Consider the following 19,287-nt stretch of genomic DNA (forward strand, 5'->3'; position numbering starts at 1 on the left):
AGTGCTAATCGCAGGTTATTCCTCGGCTAGCACTCCGTCAAGGAGAGTGCCAACGCGTCGCCCTCCGTGTCGCGCCGGAACCGGGCCGGGAGAATGAGCGCGTGGATCTCGACCAGCTCGCCGCGCTGCGTACCCCCGAGGGGTCGGCGGCGCTCGCCGCGGCCGAGCGGGTGGCCGGCGGCGACCCGCTGGCGGCGGCGGCCGCGCTGCGCTCGGCCGGCATCCCCGGCGGGCTCGCGGCGGCGGCACTGACCCAGGCGGAGCTGCGCCGCCGGGCGGCCGGCAAGTTCGGCCCGGTCGCGGCCGGGATGTTCCTCACCCGGGCCGGGCTGGAGCAGGCCACCCGGCGCGCGGTCGCGGACCGGCGCGCCGCGCGGCTGCGCGCCGCGGGCGTGACCACGCTGGCCGACCTGGGGTGCGGGCTGGGCGCCGACGCGCTCGCCGCGGGCCGCGCCGGCATCCGGGTGTACGCGGTGGAGGCCGACCCGCTCACCGCCGCGATGGCCGCCGCCAACGCCGAGGCGGCCGGGCTCGCCGACCTGGTGACCGTCTCCTGCGGTGACGCCACAGCGTTCGACGTGCGCCCTGTCGACGCGGTGTTCTGCGATCCGGCGCGGCGGCGGGCCGGCACCGGGCGGCGCGTCTTCGACCCGAACGCCTACTCCCCGCCGTGGGACTTCGTCACCGGCCTGGCCGCGCGGGTGCCGCGGACCGTGGTGAAGGTGGCGCCGGGGCTCGACCACGCGCTGATCCCGGCGGGCGCCGAGGCGGAATGGGTGAGCGTGGACGGCGACCTGGTCGAGGCCGCGCTCTGGTGCGGTGACCTGGCCGAGGTCCCGCGCCGCGCCACAGTGCTGCGCGAGCGCGACGACGCGGTGTCGCTCCTCACCGGCACGGGCGGGCAGGAGGCGCCGGTGGGACCGGTCCGGCGGTTCCTCTACGACCCGGATCCGGCGGTGGTCCGGGCGCACCTGGTCGCCGAGCTGGCCACCGACCTCGACGCGACGCTCGCCGACCCGTCGATCGCCTACCTGTACGCCGACGAGGCCCGGCCCACCCCGTTCGCCCGCTGCCTGGAGATCACCGACGTGCTGCCGTTCTCGCTGAAGCGGCTGCGCGCGCTGCTGCGGGAGCGGCGGGTCGGCCGGGTCGAGATCCGCAAGCGCGGGTCGGCGCTGGAGCCGGAGAAGCTACGCCGTGACCTGCGGCTCTCCGGCGAGGCGGCGGCCGACCTGGTGCTGACCCGGGTCGCCGGCGGCCCCACGGTGCTCGTCTGCCGGCCGGTTCCGGCGGGCGGCTGACCCGCGGCGCGCGGTTTCGGCTCGCGGCGGGCCGGCGACCGGGCTAGCTTGATCCGGTGGCGGGCCCTGGCACTCCGGCGATCGCGTTGCTGAGCAAGCGGAAGATCGCCCACAGCACCCACACCTACGACGTCTCGCCGGACGCGCCGAACTACGGCGCGCTCGTCGCGACCGCGCTCGGGGTGGCACCGGAGCGCGTGTTCAAGTCGCTCGTCACCGAGGTCGACGGCGGGCTGACGGTGGCGGTGGTGCCGGTGACCGGCGAGCTGGACCTGAAGGCGCTCGCCGCCGCGGCCGGCGGCAAGCGGGCGACGATGGCGGACCGTACGACGGCCGAGCGGGCGACCGGATACGTCCGCGGCGGCATCAGCCCGCTGGGGCAACGCAAGCGGCTACCGACCGTCATCGACGCCTCCGCGCTGACACACCCGACCGTGTACGTCTCGGCGGGCCGCCGAGGGTTGCAGGTGCAGCTCGCGCCGACTGATCTGGTGGCGCTCACCGGGGCGACGACGGCATCGATCGCCGCCGCCTGAGCGGGCTCGTGACGGTACGTGTGGGAGCGTTCCCGGAGCGCGCTCTCCCGGCGGTGTCCCGCGGGTGACAACCGCGTTGCTGAATTGTTACCGCCGCCAACAAACTTCTGACCTCGGCAGTCTTGCGGTGCATGGGAAGCGGGGAATACGTTGCCGGGCACAACAAAACATCACCACTCCCCCACCTCCGAAAGGACCCTGCACATGCGCAAGGGCTTCCTCACCTTCGCGGCCGTCGGTCTCCTCGCGACCGGCAGCATGGCCGCCTGCGGTGACAACGGCGGTTCTTCCGACGAGGCCGGCGGCTCCAACGCCAAGAAGCCGAAGATCGGCGTGATCCTGCCGGACAGCAAGTCCTCCGCCCGCTGGGAGGGCGCGGACCGCAAGTACCTGAAGGCGGCGTTCGACGCGGCCGGCGTCGAGTCCGACATCCAGAACGCGCAGAACGACAAGACCGCGTTCCAGACCATCGCCGACCAGATGATCACCAGCGGCGTCAACGTCCTGATGATCGTCAACCTGGACTCCGGCACCGGCAAGGCCGTGCTCGACAAGGCCAAGTCGCAGGGCGTCGCGACCATCGACTACGACCGGCTGACCCTGGGCGGCTCCGCCCAGTACTACGTCAGCTTCGACAACGAGGCGGTCGGCAAGCTCCAGGGCGAGGGCCTGAGCAAGTGCCTGACCGACAAGGGCGTCAAGAACCCGTCGATCGCGTACCTCAACGGCTCGCCGACCGACAACAACGCCACCCTGTTCAAGAACGGGTACGACTCGGTACTCAAGCCGAAGTTCGACTCGAAGGAATACACCAAGGTCGCCGACGACCCGGTACCCGCGTGGGACAACGCGCAGGCCGCCACCATCTTCGAGCAGCAGATGACCAAGGCCGGCGGCAAGATCGACGGCGTGCTCGCCGCCAACGACGGTCTCGGCAACGCGGCCATCTCGGTGCTGAAGAAGAACAAGCTCAACGGCAAGGTCCCGGTGACCGGTCAGGACGCCACCAAGGAGGGCCTGCAGAACATCCTCGCCGGCGACCAGTGCATGACCGTCTACAAGGCGGTCAAGAAGGAGGCGGACGCCGCCGCCGAGCTGGCCATCGCGCTCGCCAAGGGCGAGAGGAAGGACACCGGCCAGACGGTCAAGGACCCGGAGGGCAACCGGGACGTGCCGGCCGTGCTGCTGGAGCCCAAGGCCATCTACAAGGACAACGTCAAGGACGTGGTGGCCGACGGCTACGTCACCAAGGAAGAGCTCTGCACCGGTGCCTTCGCGAAGCTCTGCACCGACGCCGGCGTGAGCTGACCCACCCGCCTCAGGCGGCGCCGCCCGGCACGGGAGACCCGTGCCGGGCGGCGCCCGCGCCGGACGGGATCCGAGACCTCCCTCCGCCCAAAGGAGAACCCCGTGTCCGCAACCCCCCTGCTGGAGCTACGCGGGATCGACAAGAGCTTCGGTCCCGTCCAGGTGCTGCGCGACGTCGCCTTCGCCGCGCACCCCGGCGAGGTGACCGCGCTCGTCGGCGACAACGGCGCCGGCAAGTCGACCCTGGTCAAGTGCATCAGCGGCATCCACCCCACCGACGCCGGCGAGTTCCTCTTCGACGGGCGGCCGGTGACCATCAACAGCCCCCGGGACGCCGCCGCGCTCGGGATCGAGGTCGTCTACCAGGACCTCGCGCTCTGCGACAACCTCGACATCGTGCAGAACATGTTCCTCGGCCGGGAGAAGCGCAGCGGCATCGTGCTCGACGAGCCGACAATGGAGCAGATGGCCGCCGAGACGCTCGCCGGCCTGAGCGTGCGCACCGTGAAGTCGCTGCGCCAGCACGTCGCCAGCCTCTCCGGCGGCCAGCGGCAGACAGTCGCCATCGCCAAGGCCGTGCTCTGGAACAGCCGGCTGGTCATCCTGGACGAGCCGACCGCAGCGCTCGGCGTCGCGCAGACCGCCCAGGTGCTGGAGCTGGTGCGCCGGCTGGCCGACAACGGCCTGGCCGTGGTGCTCATCTCGCACAACATGAACGACGTCTTCGCCGTCTCCGACCGGATCGCCGCGCTCTACCTCGGCCAGATGGTCGCCCAGGTGAAGACCACAGACATCACCCACTCGCAGGTGGTCGAGCTGATCACCGCCGGCCGATCCGGCAGCCTCGGCCTCACCGGCGAGCCGGGCGGCAACGGCGCCGCGCCCGCCGACACCACCCCAGGAGCCGTCCGATGACCGCCATCGTCGTGAAGAAGGAAGGCCCGGCCGGCGTCGCGCCGACACCGACCCTGAACAGCCACGTGAACAACTACTGGCGCCGCGTACGCGGCGGCGACATCGGCGCGCTCCCCGCTGTGGTCATGCTCGTGGCGCTGGCGGTGGGCTTCTCGATCGCCCGCCCGTCGTTCTTCACCGCCGGCAACCTGGCGAACCTGTTCACCCAGGGCGCGGCGGTCACGCTCATCGCCATGGGCCTGGTCTTCGTCCTGCTGCTCGGCGAGATCGACCTCTCCGCCGGCTTCGCCAGCGGCGTCTGCGCCGCGATCCTGGCCAACGTCGTCACCGTGCTCGGCTACCCCTGGTACGTGGCGGTCCTCGCCGCCGTCGTCACCGGTGTGGTGATCGGCACCGTGCTGGGTCTGCTGGTCGCCAAGGTCGGCATCCCGTCCTTCGTGGTCACGCTCGCCGGGTTCCTCGCCTTCCAGGGCGTCGTGCTGACGCTGATGGACGAGGGCGCCAACATCGCGATCCGCGACGACGTGCTCGTCGCGATCGCCAACCGCAACCTCACCCCCGCGCTGGGCTGGGCGCTCGCCGCGGTGGCCGTCGCCGGGTACGCGGCAGTGCAGTTGCTGCGATACCGCAACCGGGCCGCCCGTGGCCTGCTCACCGACCCGCTCACGGTGGTCGGCGCGCGGATCGGCGGCCTGGCCGTGATCCTCGGCGTGGCGGTCTACGTGCTCAACCTGGAGCGCAGCCGCAACGTGCTGATCACCTCGCTCAAGGGCGTGCCGATCGTGGTGCCGATCATCGCGGTGCTGCTGATCGTCTGGACGTTCGTGCTCCAGCGCACCAGCTACGGACGGCACATCTACGCGGTCGGCGGCAACGCCGAGGCGGCCCGCCGGGCCGGCATCAACGTCGACCGGATCCGCATCTCCGTCTTCGTCATCTGCTCCTCGATGGCCGCCATCGGCGGCATCGTGGCCGCCAGCAGGGGCAACTCCGTCGACCCCAACACCGGTGGCAGTAACGTACTGCTCTACGCCGTCGGCGCGGCGGTGATCGGCGGCACCAGCCTCTTCGGCGGCAAGGGCCGGGTCCTCGACGCCGTGCTCGGTGGCGCGGTGGTCGCGGTCATCGACAACGGTATGGGACTGATGGGATACAGCTCGGGCGTCAAGTACGTGGTCACCGGCGTGGTGCTGCTCGCCGCGGCGACCATCGACGCGCTGTCGCGTCGGCGGGCCGCCGCCACCGGCAACCGCTGAGCAGGGGCACGGAAACACGATGGCAGTGGCAATGCGCGCGGGCCCCAGTCAGGACGAGATCCGTCGGCAGAACCTGGGCGCATTGCTCCGCTACGTACACGTGCACGGCGCCACCACCCGCGCCGAGCTGACCACCGCGCTCGGCCTCAACCGCAGCACCATCGGCGCGCTGACCGCGGACCTGGCCGGCGCCGGTCTGGTCAGCGAGGGGACGCCGAAGGAGACCGGCCGGGCCGGACGACCGTCACTCGTCGTCCGGCCCGAGTCGGGTCGGGTCTACGCGTACGCGTACAGCGTCGAGGTGGACCGGCTGCGGGCCGCGCGGGTCGGGCTCGGCGGTGAGGTGCTCGACCGCCGGGAGATGGACCGGCCGCGCAACCTGGTCGCCGGGGAGGCCGCCCCGCTGCTCGCCGGCGCGGTCAAGGAGATGCACCAGTCGGTGCCGCCGGACGCGATCTGCGTCGGCGCCGGGGTGGCGGTGTGCGGCATGGTCCGCCGGGAGGACGGACTGGTCCGGCTCAGCCCCACCACCGGCTGGGTGGACGAGCCGATCGGTGCGGCGCTCGCCGTCGAGCTGGGGATAGACGTACCGATCACGGTGGGCAACGTGGCCGACGTGGCCGCGTACGCCGAGCACGCCCGGGGCGCGGCAGTCGGCTGCGACAACGTCATCTACATCTACGGCGACGTCGGCGTGGGCGCGGGCATCATCGCCGGAGGGCGGCGGCTGAGAGGGCACGGCGGCTACGGCGGCGAGGTCGGCCACATGGTGGTGGTCCGCGACGGGGTGCGCTGCGACTGCGGCCGGCGCGGCTGCTGGGAGACCGAGATCGGCGAGCACGGGCTGCTGCGCGCCGCCGGCCGGTCCGAGGCGCGCGGCCGGGACGCGCTGCTCGCCGTCTTCGACGCCGCCGACCGTGGTGACGCCCGCGCCCAGACCGCGGTACGGCAGGCCGGCGACTGGCTCGGCTTCGGCGTCGCTAACCTGGTGAACATCTTCAACCCGGAGATGGTCATCTTCGGCGGCACCATGCGCGACCTCTATCTGGCCGCGGCGGCGCAGGTGCGCAGCCGGCTCAACTCCAACGGGCTGCCCGCGTGCCTGGAGCACGTGCGGCTGCGTACCCCGAAGCTCGGTGACGACGCGGCGCTGATCGGCGCCGCCGAGCTGGCGTTCGAACGACTCCTCGCCGACCCGCTGAACTGATCGGCCCGCCGATCCGTACCAGTGTGCGGACGGGCGGCCGGCTTGCGCGGCCGTCCACGACCCCGCGTACCGGTCCGGACCGAGGAGGCACCGCAACCATGGCATCGCTGGAATCCGCACGCCGCAAGCTGGCGCACCGGGTGGTACTGCTGCTCGCCGCGCTGGGCGCGGGGATCGGCGTCGTTCCCGGGACGGCGCAGGCCGCACCCAACCCCGGCGTGCAGATGAACGCCGCCGACATGACGCTGCTCAACGGTGTACGGCTGGCCGGGCTGTGGGAGATGCCGGCCGGGCAGATGGCGGCCGAGAAGGGCCAGTCCGCCCGGGTACGCGAGGTCGGCGCGGAGATCGCCAAGCAGCACGCGGAGCTGGACCAGTTGGTGGTCGAGGCGGCGAACAAGCTGGGCGCCACCCTGCCGACGGATCCGACGGCCGAGCAGAAGGGGTGGCTGACCGAGATGCAGAACGCCACCGGCGCCCGGTTCGACCAGATCTTCGTCACCCGGCTGCGGGTCGCCCACGGCAAGATCTTCCCGGTGATCGGCGCGGTCCGGGCCAGCACCCGCGACCCGATCGTGCGCAAGCTGGCCGAGGATGCCAACACGTTCGTCAACGACCACATGACCATGCTGGAGAGCACCGGGCTGGTGCGCTGGCAGCAGTTGCCGCCGGCCGCGCTGCCGCCCGCGCAGAGCGACTCGCTCGTCGCCGCCGCCCAGGCCAACGTGGGCAGCGGCGGTGGACTCCAGGTGGGCACCGGCGTGGTGTGGGCGGTGTTCCTGATCGCGCTCGGCACCGGCGGGTACGCGACCTGGCGGCTGACCCGCCGCTCGTGACCCCCGGCCGTCGAGCGGGCCCCGGCACGTCTGCCGGGGCCCGTCGCGCGTTCTCAGCCGTGCCAGGAACGCCACAGCGCGGCGTACGAGCCACCGGTCGCGACCAGCTCGTCGTGCGACCCCAGCTCGGTGATCCGGCCGTCGGCGACCACCGCCACACGGTCCGCGTCGTGCGCGGAGAAGAGCCGGTGCGCGATGGCGATGACGGTACGGCCGTGCAGCACCGCCGCCAGCGACCGTTCCAGGGCCCGGGCCGCTCGCGGGTCGATCAGCGAGGTGGCCTCGTCCAGCACCAGCGTGTGCGGGTCGGCGAGCACCAGCCGGGCCAGCGCGAGCTGCTGCGCCTGCGCGGGGGTGAGCGGGTGGCCGCCCGCGCCGACCGCCGTGTCGAGCCCGTCCGGCAGGGCCAGCGCCCAGTCCAGCGCGTCGACGGCGGCCAGCGCCGCGCGTACCCGCGCCGGGTCGGCGTCCGGCCGGACCATCGCCACGTTGTCGGCGAGCGTGCCGATGAACACGTGGTGCTCCTGACTGACGAGCGCGACGTGGGTACGCAGCTCGGCCAGGGGCATTCCGGCGAGTGGACGGCCGTCCACCGTCACCGTGCCGGCGCGCGGCGCGTGCACGCCGGCCAGCAGCCGGCCTAGCGTCGACTTGCCCGCCCCGGACGGGCCGACCATCGCGAGCCGCTCCCCCGGCCGGGGTTCCAGCGTCACGCCGTGCAGCACGTCGTGTCCCGGGCGGTACGCGTACCGGACGTCGTGCGCGGCGAGCCGGCCCTCACCGCCCGGGGCGGCAGCGCGCTCGTCCGGCGTGGCGGATGCCTTGGCGCGCTCGTCCGGTTCGGCGGCCACCCCGAGCAGCCGGGCCAGCGAGGCGCCGCCGACCTGGAACTCGTCCAGCCAGCCGAGCAGCCGCTCGATCGGGTCGGTGAGCTGCTGGGCGTAGAGCGTGGCGGCGGTGACCTGGCCGAGGCTGGCCCAGCCCTTCAGGTGGAACCAGCCGCCGATGAGCAGGGTCGCCACCATCGGCACCAGGTAGCCGAACTCGGCCACCGGCCAGAACACGGTACGCAGGTGGAGCGTGTAGCGCTCGGCGGCGTACGACCGGCGGATGTCGGCGTCGCCGCGCGCCCGGCGGCGGGCCGCCTGCCGCAGCGCCTCGGTGGTCCGCGCCCCCTCGACCGTCTCGCTGATCCCGTCGGTGATGTCCGAGTAGGCGGCGTTCTCCCGCAGGTAGCCCTGCGGCGCGCGGCGCAGGTACCAGCGGGTGCCGGCCCACAGCACCGGCACCGCCAGCAGGCTGGGCAGCGCCAGCAGCGGGCCGGTCAGCACCAGCGCGCCGAGGATCAGCAGCACGGTCAGCGCCGCGATGAGCGTCTCCGGCCCGGCGAACCGGACCGTACGGGACAGCGCGGCGACGTCCCGCGAGGTACGGGTGAGCAGGTCGCCGGTGCCGGCCCGCTCCACTGTGGCGAGCGGCAGCGCGAGCACTCGGTCGACGAACTCCTCCCGCAGCTCGGCGAGCACCCGCTCACCGAGCCGGGCCGAGGCCAGGTGCGCGAAACGGACCAGCACCGCCTGCACCACCACGAACGCGGCGATGGCCGCGACGACCCGGTCCACGGTCGTCGCGGCGATGCCCTGGGAGATCCCCTCCACCAGGTCACCGAGCAGGCGCGGGGCGACGAGCCCGGCGCCGGCGGCGAGCGCGTGCAGACCGAGCGCGGCGGCCAGGCCACGCGGGTGACGGCGGATCAGCTCGCGCACGTACCGGCGGACCTGGGCGGCGTCGGCGACGGGCAGCGCGTTGCTCATCGGTCCTCCTCCCGGCTCACCGTGGCGGCGTAGCGCGGCTCGGCGGCGAGCAGTTCCTCGTGCCGGCCCTCGGCGACGACCTTGCCGTCCTCGACGAAGACCACGTGGTCGGCGTGGCCGAGCACCAGCGGGCTCGTGGTGCAGACGAGCGTGGTCCGGCCGTGGCGGGCCGGGCCGAGCCGTTCGGCGATGCGCGCCTCGGTGTGCGTGTCCACCGCGCTGGTCGGCTCGACCAGGATCAACGTCTCCGGGTCGGCGACGAGCGCGCGGGCCAGCCGCAGCCGTTGCCGCTGCCCGCCGGAGAACTCCCGGCCGCGTTCGGCGACCTCGCCGTCCAGGCCGCCGGGCAGCGCCTCGACGATGTCGGTGGCGCTCGCCGCGGCCAGTGCCCCCTCGACGGCGCCGGGCTCGGCCCGGTCGTGCGGGTCCAGCTCCGTGCGCAGCACGCCGCTGAACAGCTGCGCGTCGTTGTCGGCCACCAGGATCCGCTCCCGCACCGTCGCCAGCGCCACGTCCCGCAGCGGTACGCCGTGCAGCGTGACGTCCCCGTCGGCGTACCGGCCGAGCCGGTCGGCGATCTCGGTGGCGTCCTGCGGGGTGGCGGTGGCCAGCGCGGTGAGCCGGCCCGGTCGCAGGACGAGTCCGGAGCGTGCGTCCGTCAGCTCGCCCGGCCCGGCCGGCACCGGCACCGGGGTGGCCGGGTCGGTGAACTCCGGCGCGAGCCGCAGCAACCGGACCACCCGGCGGGCCGCGACGTGTCCCCGGGTCAGCTTGTCGGCCGCCTCGGTGAGGTTGCGCAGCGGGCTGACCAGGAACGCGGTGTAGCCGTAGAACGAGACCAGCTCGCCGGCGCTGATCTCGCCGCGCAGCGCGAACCGGGCGCCGAGCCAGGTCACCAGCACCACGAAGACGCCGGGCAGCAGGATCTGCGCGGCCTGCAACAGCGACTCGACCCGGGCCACCCGCAGCCCGTCCGCGCGCAGCGCCTGCGACCGTTGCCGGTAGCGCTCGGACAGCACCGGCTCGCCGCCGACTCCGCGCAGCACCCGCAGGCCGGAGACGATGTCCGCGGCCCGGGCGGTGAGCCGGCCGGTCGAGTCCCGGTACGCGGCCTGCTGCCGGTGCAGCGGGCGGATCAGCAGCGCCACGAGCGCCATCAGCAGCGGCACCCCGAGCACCACGACGAGGCCGAGCGGCTGGGAGGCGTTGAGCAGGATCACCGCGACGGTGACGATGCCGACCACCGAGCCGGCGCCGCGGGCGGTGATGTCGACGGCACTGCCGATGTGCTCGATGTCGGCGGTGCCGATGCTCACCACCTCGCCCGCCGCGACCCGCCGGGGCAGCGCGGCGCCGAGCCGGTTGGTGGCATCCACGGTGACCTGCACGGTGCGGTAGGCGGCGCCGAGCCAGTTGTGTACGGCGCAGCGGTGGCGCAGGATCCCGGCGACGGCCTGCACCAGACCCAGCCCGAGCAGGGCCAGACTCCAGCGCACCAGCGCGTCCGGGTCGCGTTGGGCCAGGCCGGCTTCCACGGCGCGGCCGAGCACGGCCGGCACCAGTGCCTGGGCCAGCATCCAGATCACGCCGAGCGTGAGACCGGCACCGAAGATGACGGGGTGCCGCCCGGCGAGCCACACCAGGTATCGGGTGGCCGACCGCGCGTCAGGGGTGCCGGGGTCGCCGGCCGGTGAGAAGCGCATGACCCACCGACGCTAGGTGCCGGGGTGATCCGGGCGCCAACCAATTCCGGCCGCCGTGACGGCCCTCGCGTCAGCGGTCGACCTGGGTGAAGTCCCAGCTGTGCGGCGGGCGGGCGATCAGGCGTGCGGGCGGCTCGGGCAGTTCCCGGGGGTTGTTGCGCCACTTGGAGATGACCACGAGCCGGTGGTCGGTGGAGGAGAACACCTCACTGGAGACGTGCATCGGGTCGTGCTCGAACTCGGGCAGCGCGGTCTCGCAGACCCAGGTGATCAGGTCGGCGAAGCCGTACGGCTCGGCCTTGGCCTCCCACATCCGGACGATCATGTCGGTCTCCTCCCCGCTCACACGCTGACCACTGTCAGCGGCATCGCCGAGTCGGCCGGCAGGTCCAGCCGGCTCGGCGCGACGCCTGCGGCCACCAGGTGGGAGCCGAGCGCGGCCACCATCGCGCCGTTGTCCGTGCAGAGCTTCGGCCGGGGCGTACGCACCCGGATGCCGTGCCTGCCGGCCCGCTGCTCGGCCATCACCCGCAGCCGGGAGTTGGCCGCCACACCGCCGCCGATGACAAGCGTGTCGATGCCGCTGGTGCGGCAGGCGTCGATCGCCTTGCCGACCAGCACGTCGCAGACCGCCTCCTGGAAGGACGCGGCCACGTCGGCGACCGGCACCGGCTCACCGGCCCGCTGCCGCGCCTCCACCCAGCGGGCCACCGCCGTCTTCAGGCCGGAGAAGGAGAAGTCGTACCGGTGCCCGACCAGGTCCTTCGCGGCGGTCAGCCCGCGCGGGAAGGCGATCGCCGCCGGGTCACCGGCCCGCGCCTCGCGGTCGATGTACGGCCCGCCGGGGAACGGCAGCCCGAGCAGCCGGGCCACCTTGTCGAACGCCTCGCCGGCCGCGTCGTCGATGGTGGCGCCGAGCGGTACGACGTCGCGTGCGAGGTCGTCGACGCGCAGCAGCGAGGAGTGCCCGCCGGAGACCAGCAGCGCGATCGCGGGCTCGGGCAGTGGTCCGTGTTCGAGCGTGTCCACAGCGACGTGCGCGGCGAGGTGGTTCACGCCGTACACCGGCTTCTCCGCCGCCACCGCGTACCCCTTGGCGGCGGCGACCCCGACGAGCAGCGCGCCGGCCAGGCCCGGCCCGGAGGTCACGGCGATGGCGTCGATGTCGGCGATGGTGACGCCCGCTTCGCGCAGCGCCCGGTCCATGGTCGGCACGATGGCCTCCAGGTGGGCGCGGCTGGCCACCTCGGGCACCACGCCGCCGAACCGGGCGTGCTCCTCGACGCTGGAGGCGAGCGCGTCGGCGAGCAGCGTGTGCCCGCGCACGATGCCCACGCCGGTCTCGTCGCAGGAGGTCTCGATGCCGAGGATCAGGGGTTCGTCAGCCATGCGCGTCAGTCCTCGTTGCGCTGCATGACCAGCGCGTCGGTGTTGCTCGGTTGGTAGTAGCCGCGCCGTACGCCGATCGGCTCGAACCCGTAGCCGGCGTAGAGCCGTTGCGCGGGCGCGTTGTCCGCGGCGACCTCCAGCAGCGTGCTGCGGACGCCGCGCCGGGCCGCCTCGGCGAGCAGCGCCTCCAGCAGCAGCCGGCCGATGCCCCGGCGCTGGGCGTCCCGGCGGACCGCGACGTTCTGCACCCACGCCTCGTCGGGCGGGGACACGGCCAGCCCGGCGTAGCCGAGCACAGCGCCGTCGTCGTCGGTGGCGACCAGGTAGAAGTGCCCGTTGGCGAGTTCGTTCCAGAACATCGCCGCCGACCACTGCTCGGCGCCGAACAGGTCCGCCTCGATGGGCAGCACCTCGTCGATGTGCCACCAGCGGAACCGGCCCAGCCTCATGGCAGGACCGGCTTGTGGCCGGTGGCCGCGACCGCGTCCGGCCGGCGCAGGTAGAGCGGGGTCAGCGTCTCGCCGGGCGCGCCCGCGCGGATCCGCGGCGCGGCGAGACGGGCCAGCGCCAGCGGGTCCGGGTAGCGCGGCTCGTCGCGTACCGGCAGCCCCAGCACGTCCGCGTACCGGTGCGCGCCGTCGCCCACCGCGACGGTGACCGCGAGGTCGCGCGCCCGCTCCGCGACCACCGCCGGGGCCGCCACCTCCGGCCCGGCCAGGCGCTGTCCGGCGCCGTCGTAGACGGCCCAGTAGATCTCCCGGCGCCGCGCGTCGCTCGCCGCCAGCACCGGCTCGCCGGCGGCCGCCGGGTGGCCGAGCCCGTCCAGCGAGCAGACGCCGTACGTGGGTACGCCGAGCACCTGACCCACGGTGGCGGCGGTGACCAGCCCGACGCGCAGCCCGGTGAACGGGCCCGGGCCGAGGCCGGCGACGATCGCGGCCAGGTCGGCGGGACGCGCGCCGACATCCGCCAGCACGGCGTCGACCTGCGGCGCGAGCAGCTCGCCGTGGGCGCGGGCATCGACTGTGCGCCGGGACGCGCGGACCGCGACGCCGTCCGCCGAGACCTCGGCAAGGGCCGCGGTCACCGCGGGCGTCGAGGAGTCCACCACGAGTACGAGCACGGTAAGCCAGCCTAGCCGTCCGCCCCGCCCGTGCCCGGCACGCCCTCACCGCTCGCCCACTCACGGTGCGTAGCGCCCGGACTAAGGAGAAGAGGTGAGTGCCTTATGCCTCTGGGTCATAAATATGACTCAGAGGCATAAGACTTAGAAGAGGACTGCCATTCTCCGGAGATGACGGAGAGTCGCCTCGTTCGAGAGATCGCCAGCACCCTGCGACGTGAACGCGAACAAGCAGGCCTCACCCAGCAGGCGCTGGCCGCTCGGTCCGGGCTCAGTCAGGCGGCCATCGCCCGGATCGAACGCGGCGACCGGCTGCCGAGCCTGACCACCGCGGAACGCCTGCTCGCCGCGCTCGGCCGGCAACTGCGGATCGCGGTCGAGCCGCTGGACAGTCACCTGGACGCCGCGCTGGACGAGATGGCCGGGACGGTGCTTGCCGAGCGGATCGAAGATCTCCGGCTGGACCGGCTCATGGACGCCTTGGGCGACCTGCCGTACGTGCTGTCGGGCGGCATGGCGGCACTGCTGCAGGGCGCGCCGCTGCCGGTGGACGCGGTCGAGATCGCGGTGCGCTGGCGGGACTCGCCGCAGTTCAGCGCGCTCCTCGAGCGGATCCACGCGCAGCGTTGGAACGCCCGATGGCAGGAGTGGGGCGGCATCCACACGGAGCCCGAGGAGCCGGGCGAGCACCGTTGGCTGACCCGCTACGGCGAACTACGGGCCCGGATGTGCGACGACCTGCCCGAGCCCATCGAGGTCCGCCTCGGTGACCGCACGTACCCGGTCGAGCCGCTGGTCGAGGTGGAGGTGACCGACCGGCGCACGGCCGAGCTGCTGTCCCGGTACCGCCGGCGCCTCGCCGCAGCGTCGGGCGAGGCGCCGGGCGGGTCAGCCGGCTGAGCGCTCCCAATCGATGGTGGGCAGCCCCGCGTCGGCCAGCGCCTTGTTCGCGGCGCTGAACGGGCGGCTGCCGAGGAAACCGCGCGGGTTCATCGGGCTCGGGTGCCCGGCCTCCAGCACCACGTGCTGCGGGTTGGTCACCAGCGCCGCCTTCTTGCGCGCGTAGCCGCCCCAGAGCAGGAACACCACGCGCTGGTCGAGCGCGTCGAGCGCCCGGATCGTGGCGTCGGTGAACTCCTCCCAGCCCTTGTTGGCGTGCGAACCGGGCGTGGCCTGCCGGACCGTCAGCACCGAGTTGAGCAGCAGGACGCCCTGCGCGGCCCAGCCGTCGAGGTTGCCGCTGCGCGGCTTCGGCACGCCCAGGTCCTCGCCCAGCTCCTTGAAGACGTTGCGCAGCGACGGCGGCACCGCCACCCCCTCGCGCACGCTGAAGCTCAGCCCGTGCGCCTGGCCCGCCTTGTGGTACGGGTCCTGCCCGAGGATCAGCACCCGGGTGTCGGCCGGCCCGCACAGCCGGTAGGCGGAGAAGAGGTCCTCCAGCGGCGGGAAGACAGTGGCGGTCGCGTACTCCCGGGTGACGAACTCGGCCAGCGCCGCGGTGCGGGCCGGGTCCAGGTGGGGCGTGAGCACGGCACGCCAGGCCTCCGGCAGCAGCGCCGGCAGGTCCAGGGTGGGGGCGTCGGGCATCGGCAACCTCTCCTCGTCGGTCGCCACCTTCTTACCAGCCACGACCGACACTCCCGGTCGGCGGCGGGGCCGGTACTGGACGAGAAAAGTTACCGGAGCGTAACCTACCGGCAAGTTACTCACGCCACACCGCCACTGCTAGCTTGCATCCACCACCATCGATGCTCGCTAGGAGTGCCCGTGAGCAGGAGAAACACCCGTCCCCGCACGCCCGCCGCCGCTATCTCCCCCCGCCGCGCGCTCGGCCTCCGGATGCTGGCCGTCGCCGCGGCGGCAGCCACCTACCTGGCCGGATCAGGCGCAGCCGCAGCCGCAGACGGCACCACGCCGGTGGTCTCCCGCGGCGTGACGATCCCCGCCTTCTACCACCCGCCCGCCGACCTGCCCGCCACCAACGGCACGCTGATCCGTACCGAGCCGCTGCCGCTCGGGCTCAGCATCCCCGGGCTCGACGGCCGCCCGATGCCCGGCACCGCCACCCGCCTGATGTACCGGTCCACCGACTCCAACGGCCGGCCCGTCGGTGTGACCGGCGCCTACATCGAGCCGTCGGCGGCGTGGCGGGGCACCGGGCCACGCCCACTGGTCGCCGTCGCCTCCGGCACCATGGGGCAGGGCGACCAGTGCGCACCCTCGTTCGCCCTGCAACACCCGCTCACCCTCACCGGCGACACCCTGTCCGTCGGCTACGAGGCCCTGGCGATCTACCGCCTGCTCGCCACCGGCGCCGCGGTGGTCGTCACCGACTACGTCGGGCTGGGCGCGACCGACCGGCTGCACACGTACGTCAACCGCCTCGACGAGGGCCGCGCCCTGCTCGACGCGGCCCGCGCCGCCCGCGCGGTGCCGGGAGCATCGGTCACCGACCGGTCCCGCGTCGGCCTGTACGGCTACAGCCAGGGCGGCGGCGCCAGCGCGGCGGCCGCCGAACTCCAGCCCACCTACGCGCCGGACGTGCCGCTCGCCGGCACCTACGTCGGCGCGCCGCCGGCCGACCTGACCGCCGTCATCGGCGGCATCGACGGCAGCGCGCTGGCCGGGGCGCTGGGCTGGTCGCTCAACGGCTTCGCCCAGTCCGACCCGGCGGTGCGGGACGTCATCGAGGCGAACATCAACGACGCCGGCCGGGCGGCGCTCGCCGACACCTCGACCATGTGCGTCGGTGACGCGATCCTCCGGTACGCGTTCACCAAGAGCAGCAGGTGGATCACCGGCGGCCGGTCCCTCACCACTGTCATCGCCGCCTCGCCCGAGGCGGCCGCCGTCCTCGACCGGCAGCGCATCGGCACGCTCAAGCCCGCCGGCCCGGTACGCGTGGCAACAGGCGTCCAGGACGACATCGTGCCGCACCGGCAGGCCCGCCAACTGGCGGTCGACTGGTGCCGCAAGGGCGCCGACGTGACCTACCAGGCCGTCAGCCTGCCCAACCTCGGTGACAAGCTCCTCACCAACCACCTGGCGCCACTCATCACCGATCAGGGCGACGCGGTGGCCTGGCTGACCGACCGGCTCGCCGGGCGCACCGCCTACTCCAACTGCTGGACGATGCCCCTCCAGCCCTAGGACAGTTCGGCGACCCGGGCGGCCCAGTCGCCGCCGACCGGCTCCAGCGTGACCGCCCGGGTGTCGTCGTCGCGGCGGTCGATGCGTACCCGCAGGTGCGCGTCGACCAGCTGCTCGACCATCCCCTCACCCCACTCCACCACGGTGACCGCCTCGTCCACCGAGGCGTCCAGGTCGAGGTCGTCGATCTCCGCGCGCGGGTCGGCGGCCTCACCCAGGCGGTACGCGTCGGCGTGCACGAGCGTCACCCGGCCGCCCCGCGCCGGGTCGGGCCGGTGCACCCGGGCGATGACGAAGGTGGGCGAGGTGATGTCCCCGCGTACGCCGAGGCCGGCGCCGATGCCCTGGGTCAGCGCGGTCTTGCCGGCCCCGAGCGGGCCGCTGAGCAGCAGCAGGTCGCCGGCGCGCAGCACACCGGCAAGCCGCCGCCCGAACTCGTGGGTGTCGTCGACCGTCTTCAGCTCCACGATCACCGTCATAGCGAATCCAGGAACCTCTCCAGCGCCGCGTTCACCTCGTCGGCGTGCTCCAGCATCACCACGTGCCCGCTGTCGTCGATCTTCACGAACTCGGCGTGCGGCAGCCGCCGGACGATCTCCTCGGAGTGCGTCACCGGCGTGATCATGTCCTTGTCCCCCACGATCACCAGCACCGGCGTGCCGGCCAGCGCCGCCAGCGCCGGGAACCGGGAGTGGGTGGCGATCGTGCGCAGGTAGCGGGTGACCGTGTCGGCCGAGGTGCGCGAGTTCATCATCTCGACGTACGACACCAGGGCCGGGCTCGGCTTCGACGTGCCGAAGCCGTACTTGCGGGTGAGCAGCCAGGCTACGTTCGAGGTCGACCGGCGCGCCCGGTCGATCACGGTGCCGCCGTACCGGGTGGCGTTGCTCATCATGTAGAGCACCGGCGAGCCGACGCGGCCGAGCAGCGCGGGCGCCACCAGCTTGGTCTCCGCCGCGAGGCCGCCCGACGTCGCCATCAGCACGGTGCCGACCACCCGGTCACCGAACATCTCCGGGTACAGCTCGGCCAATGCCATGATCGTCATGCCGCCCATCGAGTGCCCGACCAGCACCAGCGGACCCTCCGGGGCCACCTCGTCGAGCACCCGGCGCAGCGTGTGGCCCAGCGCGGTCAGGTCGTACTCGCCGCTCTCCAGCCGGCCGGAACGGCCGTGCCCCGGCTGGTCGTACGCGACCACCCGGTAGTCGCCGCGCTCGGCGAGCCGCTTGCGCTGGAAGTGGAACGTGCCCATGTCCAGGCAGAACCCGTGCACCAGCACCACCGTCGGGTGCCCGGCGACCGGACGGGCCGGCTCGACCACCTCCACGTGGATGTCGGTGCCGTCCGGCATCTCCAGCCGGTACGCCTCGTCGTAACGCTGCTCGCCGAAGACCTCGTCGGCGTACCGATCGGTGGGGTCGTTCTTGAGCCGGCGGACCAGCACCCGCTCGCTGACCACGCCCGCCGCGAGCCCGGCGGCGGCCACACCGACGGCGGCGCCGACCAGCCCGGCGACCTTGCCGGCGGCGGTACGCGGTCGCGGCAACCGGACACTCATGCGCGCTCACCGTCGTAGACGCGGGGCACGCGCACGCCGCCGAAGCGGGTCACGATCTCGTAGTTGATGGTGCCGACCGCCTCGGCCCAGTCGTCGGCGGTGGGCTCGCCGTCCGCACCACTGCCGAACAGCGTCACCACGTCACCGGCGGTCACCTCGTCGTCGCCGCAGTCGACCACGAACTGGTCCATGCAGACGCGCCCGGAGATGGTCCGGCGCTTGCCGGCGAGGTGCACCGGGCCGGTGTTGGAGGCGTGCCGGGGCACCCCGTCGGCGTAGCCGAGCGGCACCACCGCGAGGTTGGCCTCCTGCTCGGTCAGATAGGTGTGCCCGTAGGAGACGCCGGTGCCGGCCGCGACGCGCTTGGTGAGCATCACCCGGGCGCGGGCGGTCATGGCGGGACGCAGACCGAACTGCTCGCCCGCGACCGGCGACAGGCCGTAGACGGCGATGCCGGGCCGGACCAGGTCGAAGTGGGTGTCCGGCCGGGTCAGCGTGGCGGCCGAGTTGGCCAGGTGCCGGTAGCGCGGACGCAGCCCGGCGCGCGTCACCATCTCCAGCCCTTCGTGGAACACAGCGAGCTGGCGGTCGGTGGTGGGGTGGCCGGGCGAGTCCGCGTACACGAAGTGGCTCCACACGCCGACCACCTCGACCAGGCCGTCGGCCTGGGCCTTCGCGGCGGCCTCCAGCAGCGCCGGCCAGTCGGCGACGGTGGCGCCGCCCCGGGCCAGCCCGGTGTCGATCTTGAGGTGCAGCCGGGCCGCGCGGTCCGCCCGGCGGCTCGCCTCGATCATCTCGTCGAGCTGGGTGAGGCTGGCGCAGCCGAGGTCGACGCCGACGGTGATCCCGTCGTGCAGCGGCAGGCCGGGGTCGAGCAGCCAGGCCAGCACCGGCGCGGTGATGCCCGCCTCACGCAGCCGCAACGCCTCGTCCAGCGTGCAGACGCCGAGCTGGTCCGCGCCCGCGTCGAGCGCCGCCCGGGCGGCGGGCACCATGCCGTGGCCGTAGCCGTCGCCCTTGACCACCGCCATCAGCTCGGCGCTGGTGCCGGCCTTGAGCCGGGTCACGTTCTCCCGGATCGCGTCCAGGTCGACGCGCACCTCCGACTGCCACATGTCCTCAGCCTACTTCCGTCAGTGATCATCGGCGCCGTGAGCCGTGCGGGCGGTGCCCGTCGCCACCGGGCAC

19 protein-coding genes are annotated in these 19,287 nt (G+C 73.4%); 9 read left to right on the forward strand and 10 right to left on the reverse strand.

From position 1 onward, the window contains the following. Positions 1-101: 101 nt before the first annotated feature. From O7546_RS24795 to O7546_RS24825, 7 genes are all read left to right on the forward strand, one after another. Positions 102-1,301 carry a class I SAM-dependent methyltransferase gene (locus O7546_RS24795; RefSeq protein WP_269697646.1) on the forward strand — a complete coding sequence of 400 codons (1,200 nt, stop codon included), beginning with the start codon at positions 102-104 and terminating at the stop codon, positions 1,299-1,301. Between the two features lie 56 nt (positions 1,302-1,357). After that, on the forward strand, positions 1,358-1,837 hold the full coding sequence (gene ybaK / locus O7546_RS24800) for a Cys-tRNA(Pro) deacylase (protein ID WP_194801380.1): 480 nt from the start codon (positions 1,358-1,360) through the stop codon (positions 1,835-1,837). 204 nt (positions 1,838-2,041) lie between these two features. Continuing rightward, the gene (locus O7546_RS24805) at positions 2,042-3,145 is read left to right on the forward strand and encodes a substrate-binding domain-containing protein (RefSeq protein ID WP_120573139.1); all 1,104 of its coding nucleotides are present in this window, start codon (positions 2,042-2,044) and stop codon (positions 3,143-3,145) included. A gap of 102 nt (positions 3,146-3,247) precedes the next feature. Further along, on the forward strand, positions 3,248-4,060 hold the full coding sequence (locus O7546_RS24810; RefSeq protein WP_120573138.1) for an ATP-binding cassette domain-containing protein: 813 nt from the start codon (positions 3,248-3,250) through the stop codon (positions 4,058-4,060). Continuing rightward, positions 4,057-5,316: an ABC transporter permease gene (locus O7546_RS24815; protein WP_194801381.1), complete on the forward strand. Its 1,260-nt coding sequence runs from the start codon at positions 4,057-4,059 to the stop codon at positions 5,314-5,316. Before O7546_RS24810 ends, O7546_RS24815 begins: the two co-directional genes overlap by 4 nt. A gap of 31 nt (positions 5,317-5,347) precedes the next feature. Further along, on the forward strand, positions 5,348-6,523 hold the full coding sequence (locus O7546_RS24820; RefSeq protein ID WP_194801535.1) for an ROK family protein: 1,176 nt from the start codon (positions 5,348-5,350) through the stop codon (positions 6,521-6,523). A 98-nt stretch (positions 6,524-6,621) separates the two neighbouring features. Then, on the forward strand, positions 6,622-7,359 hold the full coding sequence (locus O7546_RS24825) for a DUF4142 domain-containing protein (RefSeq protein WP_194801382.1): 738 nt from the start codon (positions 6,622-6,624) through the stop codon (positions 7,357-7,359). A gap of 53 nt (positions 7,360-7,412) precedes the next feature. On the opposite strand, the gene O7546_RS24830 is transcribed toward O7546_RS24825, so the two are convergent. The 6 genes from O7546_RS24830 to tsaB all read right to left on the reverse strand — a co-directional run bounded on the left by O7546_RS24830 (position 7,413) and on the right by tsaB (position 13,388). Continuing rightward, complete coding sequence (locus tag O7546_RS24830) at positions 7,413-9,173, reverse strand: ABC transporter ATP-binding protein (RefSeq protein WP_194801383.1); 1,761 nt, start codon at positions 9,171-9,173, stop codon at positions 7,413-7,415. Next, positions 9,170-10,876, reverse strand: a complete 1,707-nt coding sequence (locus O7546_RS24835) for an ABC transporter ATP-binding protein (protein ID WP_194801384.1) — start codon at positions 10,874-10,876, stop codon at positions 9,170-9,172. The genes O7546_RS24830 and O7546_RS24835 overlap by 4 nt, the downstream gene beginning before the upstream one ends. 70 nt (positions 10,877-10,946) lie before the next feature. Continuing rightward, positions 10,947-11,201 (reverse strand): hypothetical protein, encoded by a 255-nt coding sequence (locus O7546_RS24840; protein ID WP_091426737.1) that lies wholly within the window; start codon positions 11,199-11,201, stop codon positions 10,947-10,949. 17 nt (positions 11,202-11,218) lie between these two features. After that, the gene (tsaD, locus tag O7546_RS24845) at positions 11,219-12,265 is read right to left on the reverse strand and encodes a tRNA (adenosine(37)-N6)-threonylcarbamoyltransferase complex transferase subunit TsaD (protein WP_194801385.1); all 1,047 of its coding nucleotides are present in this window, start codon (positions 12,263-12,265) and stop codon (positions 11,219-11,221) included. Positions 12,266-12,270: 5 nt separating this feature from the next. Beyond that, entirely contained in the window at positions 12,271-12,714 is a 444-nt protein-coding gene (gene rimI, locus O7546_RS24850) for a ribosomal protein S18-alanine N-acetyltransferase (protein WP_194801386.1), read from the reverse strand. After that, positions 12,711-13,388, reverse strand: a complete 678-nt coding sequence (gene tsaB, locus O7546_RS24855) for a tRNA (adenosine(37)-N6)-threonylcarbamoyltransferase complex dimerization subunit type 1 TsaB (RefSeq protein ID WP_194801387.1) — start codon at positions 13,386-13,388, stop codon at positions 12,711-12,713. Before tsaB ends, rimI begins: the two co-directional genes overlap by 4 nt. 171 nt (positions 13,389-13,559) lie before the next feature. Between tsaB and O7546_RS24860 the strand changes: the two genes are divergently transcribed. After that, positions 13,560-14,288 carry a helix-turn-helix transcriptional regulator gene (locus O7546_RS24860; protein WP_194801388.1) on the forward strand — a complete coding sequence of 243 codons (729 nt, stop codon included), beginning with the start codon at positions 13,560-13,562 and terminating at the stop codon, positions 14,286-14,288. Here O7546_RS24860 and ung read toward each other — a convergent pair. Beyond that, positions 14,277-14,975, reverse strand: coding sequence for a uracil-DNA glycosylase (ung, locus tag O7546_RS24865; RefSeq protein ID WP_194801536.1), 699 nt, complete (start codon positions 14,973-14,975; stop codon positions 14,277-14,279). The two genes, O7546_RS24860 and ung, sit on opposite strands and share 12 nt — an antisense overlap. A 180-nt stretch (positions 14,976-15,155) precedes the next feature. On the opposite strand from ung, the gene O7546_RS24870 reads away from it, so the two are divergent. Then, positions 15,156-16,538: a lipase family protein gene (locus O7546_RS24870; protein ID WP_194801389.1), complete on the forward strand. Its 1,383-nt coding sequence runs from the start codon at positions 15,156-15,158 to the stop codon at positions 16,536-16,538. Here the strand turns inward: O7546_RS24870 and tsaE are convergent. The 3 genes from tsaE to alr are packed head-to-tail and all read right to left on the reverse strand — an operon-like array spanning position 16,535 to position 19,214. After that, positions 16,535-17,017 (reverse strand): tRNA (adenosine(37)-N6)-threonylcarbamoyltransferase complex ATPase subunit type 1 TsaE, encoded by a 483-nt coding sequence (gene tsaE, locus O7546_RS24875; RefSeq protein WP_194801390.1) that lies wholly within the window; start codon positions 17,015-17,017, stop codon positions 16,535-16,537. The two genes, O7546_RS24870 and tsaE, sit on opposite strands and share 4 nt — an antisense overlap. Next, positions 17,014-18,099 (reverse strand): alpha/beta hydrolase, encoded by a 1,086-nt coding sequence (locus O7546_RS24880; protein WP_194801391.1) that lies wholly within the window; start codon positions 18,097-18,099, stop codon positions 17,014-17,016. Before O7546_RS24880 ends, tsaE begins: the two co-directional genes overlap by 4 nt. Then, positions 18,096-19,214, reverse strand: a complete 1,119-nt coding sequence (gene alr, locus O7546_RS24885; RefSeq protein WP_194801392.1) for an alanine racemase — start codon at positions 19,212-19,214, stop codon at positions 18,096-18,098. Before alr ends, O7546_RS24880 begins: the two co-directional genes overlap by 4 nt. Between the last annotated feature and the right edge of the window lie 73 nt (positions 19,215-19,287).

The sequence above is a fragment of the Micromonospora sp. WMMA1976 genome, from assembly GCF_027497335.1.
Classification (GTDB): domain Bacteria; phylum Actinomycetota; class Actinomycetes; order Mycobacteriales; family Micromonosporaceae; genus Micromonospora; species Micromonospora aurantiaca.

Coding starts and splice junctions, on each gene's coding strand:
- O7546_RS24805 (WP_120573139.1), top strand. CDS start 2,042: ATGCGCAAGGGCTTCCTCACCTTCGCGGCCGTCGGTCTCCTCGCGACC.
- O7546_RS24815 (WP_194801381.1), top strand. CDS start 4,057: ATGACCGCCATCGTCGTGAAGAAGGAAGGCCCGGCCGGCGTCGCGCCG.
- O7546_RS24820 (WP_194801535.1), top strand. CDS start 5,348: ATGCGCGCGGGCCCCAGTCAGGACGAGATCCGTCGGCAGAACCTGGGC.
- O7546_RS24825 (WP_194801382.1), top strand. CDS start 6,622: ATGGCATCGCTGGAATCCGCACGCCGCAAGCTGGCGCACCGGGTGGTA.
- O7546_RS24830 (WP_194801383.1), bottom strand. CDS start 9,173: ATGAGCAACGCGCTGCCCGTCGCCGACGCCGCCCAGGTCCGCCGGTAC.
- O7546_RS24835 (WP_194801384.1), bottom strand. CDS start 10,876: ATGCGCTTCTCACCGGCCGGCGACCCCGGCACCCCTGACGCGCGGTCG.
- O7546_RS24840 (WP_091426737.1), bottom strand. CDS start 11,201: ATGATCGTCCGGATGTGGGAGGCCAAGGCCGAGCCGTACGGCTTCGCC.
- tsaD (WP_194801385.1), bottom strand. CDS start 12,265: ATGGCTGACGAACCCCTGATCCTCGGCATCGAGACCTCCTGCGACGAG.
- rimI (WP_194801386.1), bottom strand. CDS start 12,714: ATGAGGCTGGGCCGGTTCCGCTGGTGGCACATCGACGAGGTGCTGCCC.
- O7546_RS24860 (WP_194801388.1), top strand. CDS start 13,560: ATGACGGAGAGTCGCCTCGTTCGAGAGATCGCCAGCACCCTGCGACGT.
- ung (WP_194801536.1), bottom strand. CDS start 14,975: ATGCCCGACGCCCCCACCCTGGACCTGCCGGCGCTGCTGCCGGAGGCC.
- tsaE (WP_194801390.1), bottom strand. CDS start 17,017: ATGACGGTGATCGTGGAGCTGAAGACGGTCGACGACACCCACGAGTTC.
- O7546_RS24880 (WP_194801391.1), bottom strand. CDS start 18,099: ATGAGTGTCCGGTTGCCGCGACCGCGTACCGCCGCCGGCAAGGTCGCC.
- alr (WP_194801392.1), bottom strand. CDS start 19,214: ATGTGGCAGTCGGAGGTGCGCGTCGACCTGGACGCGATCCGGGAGAAC.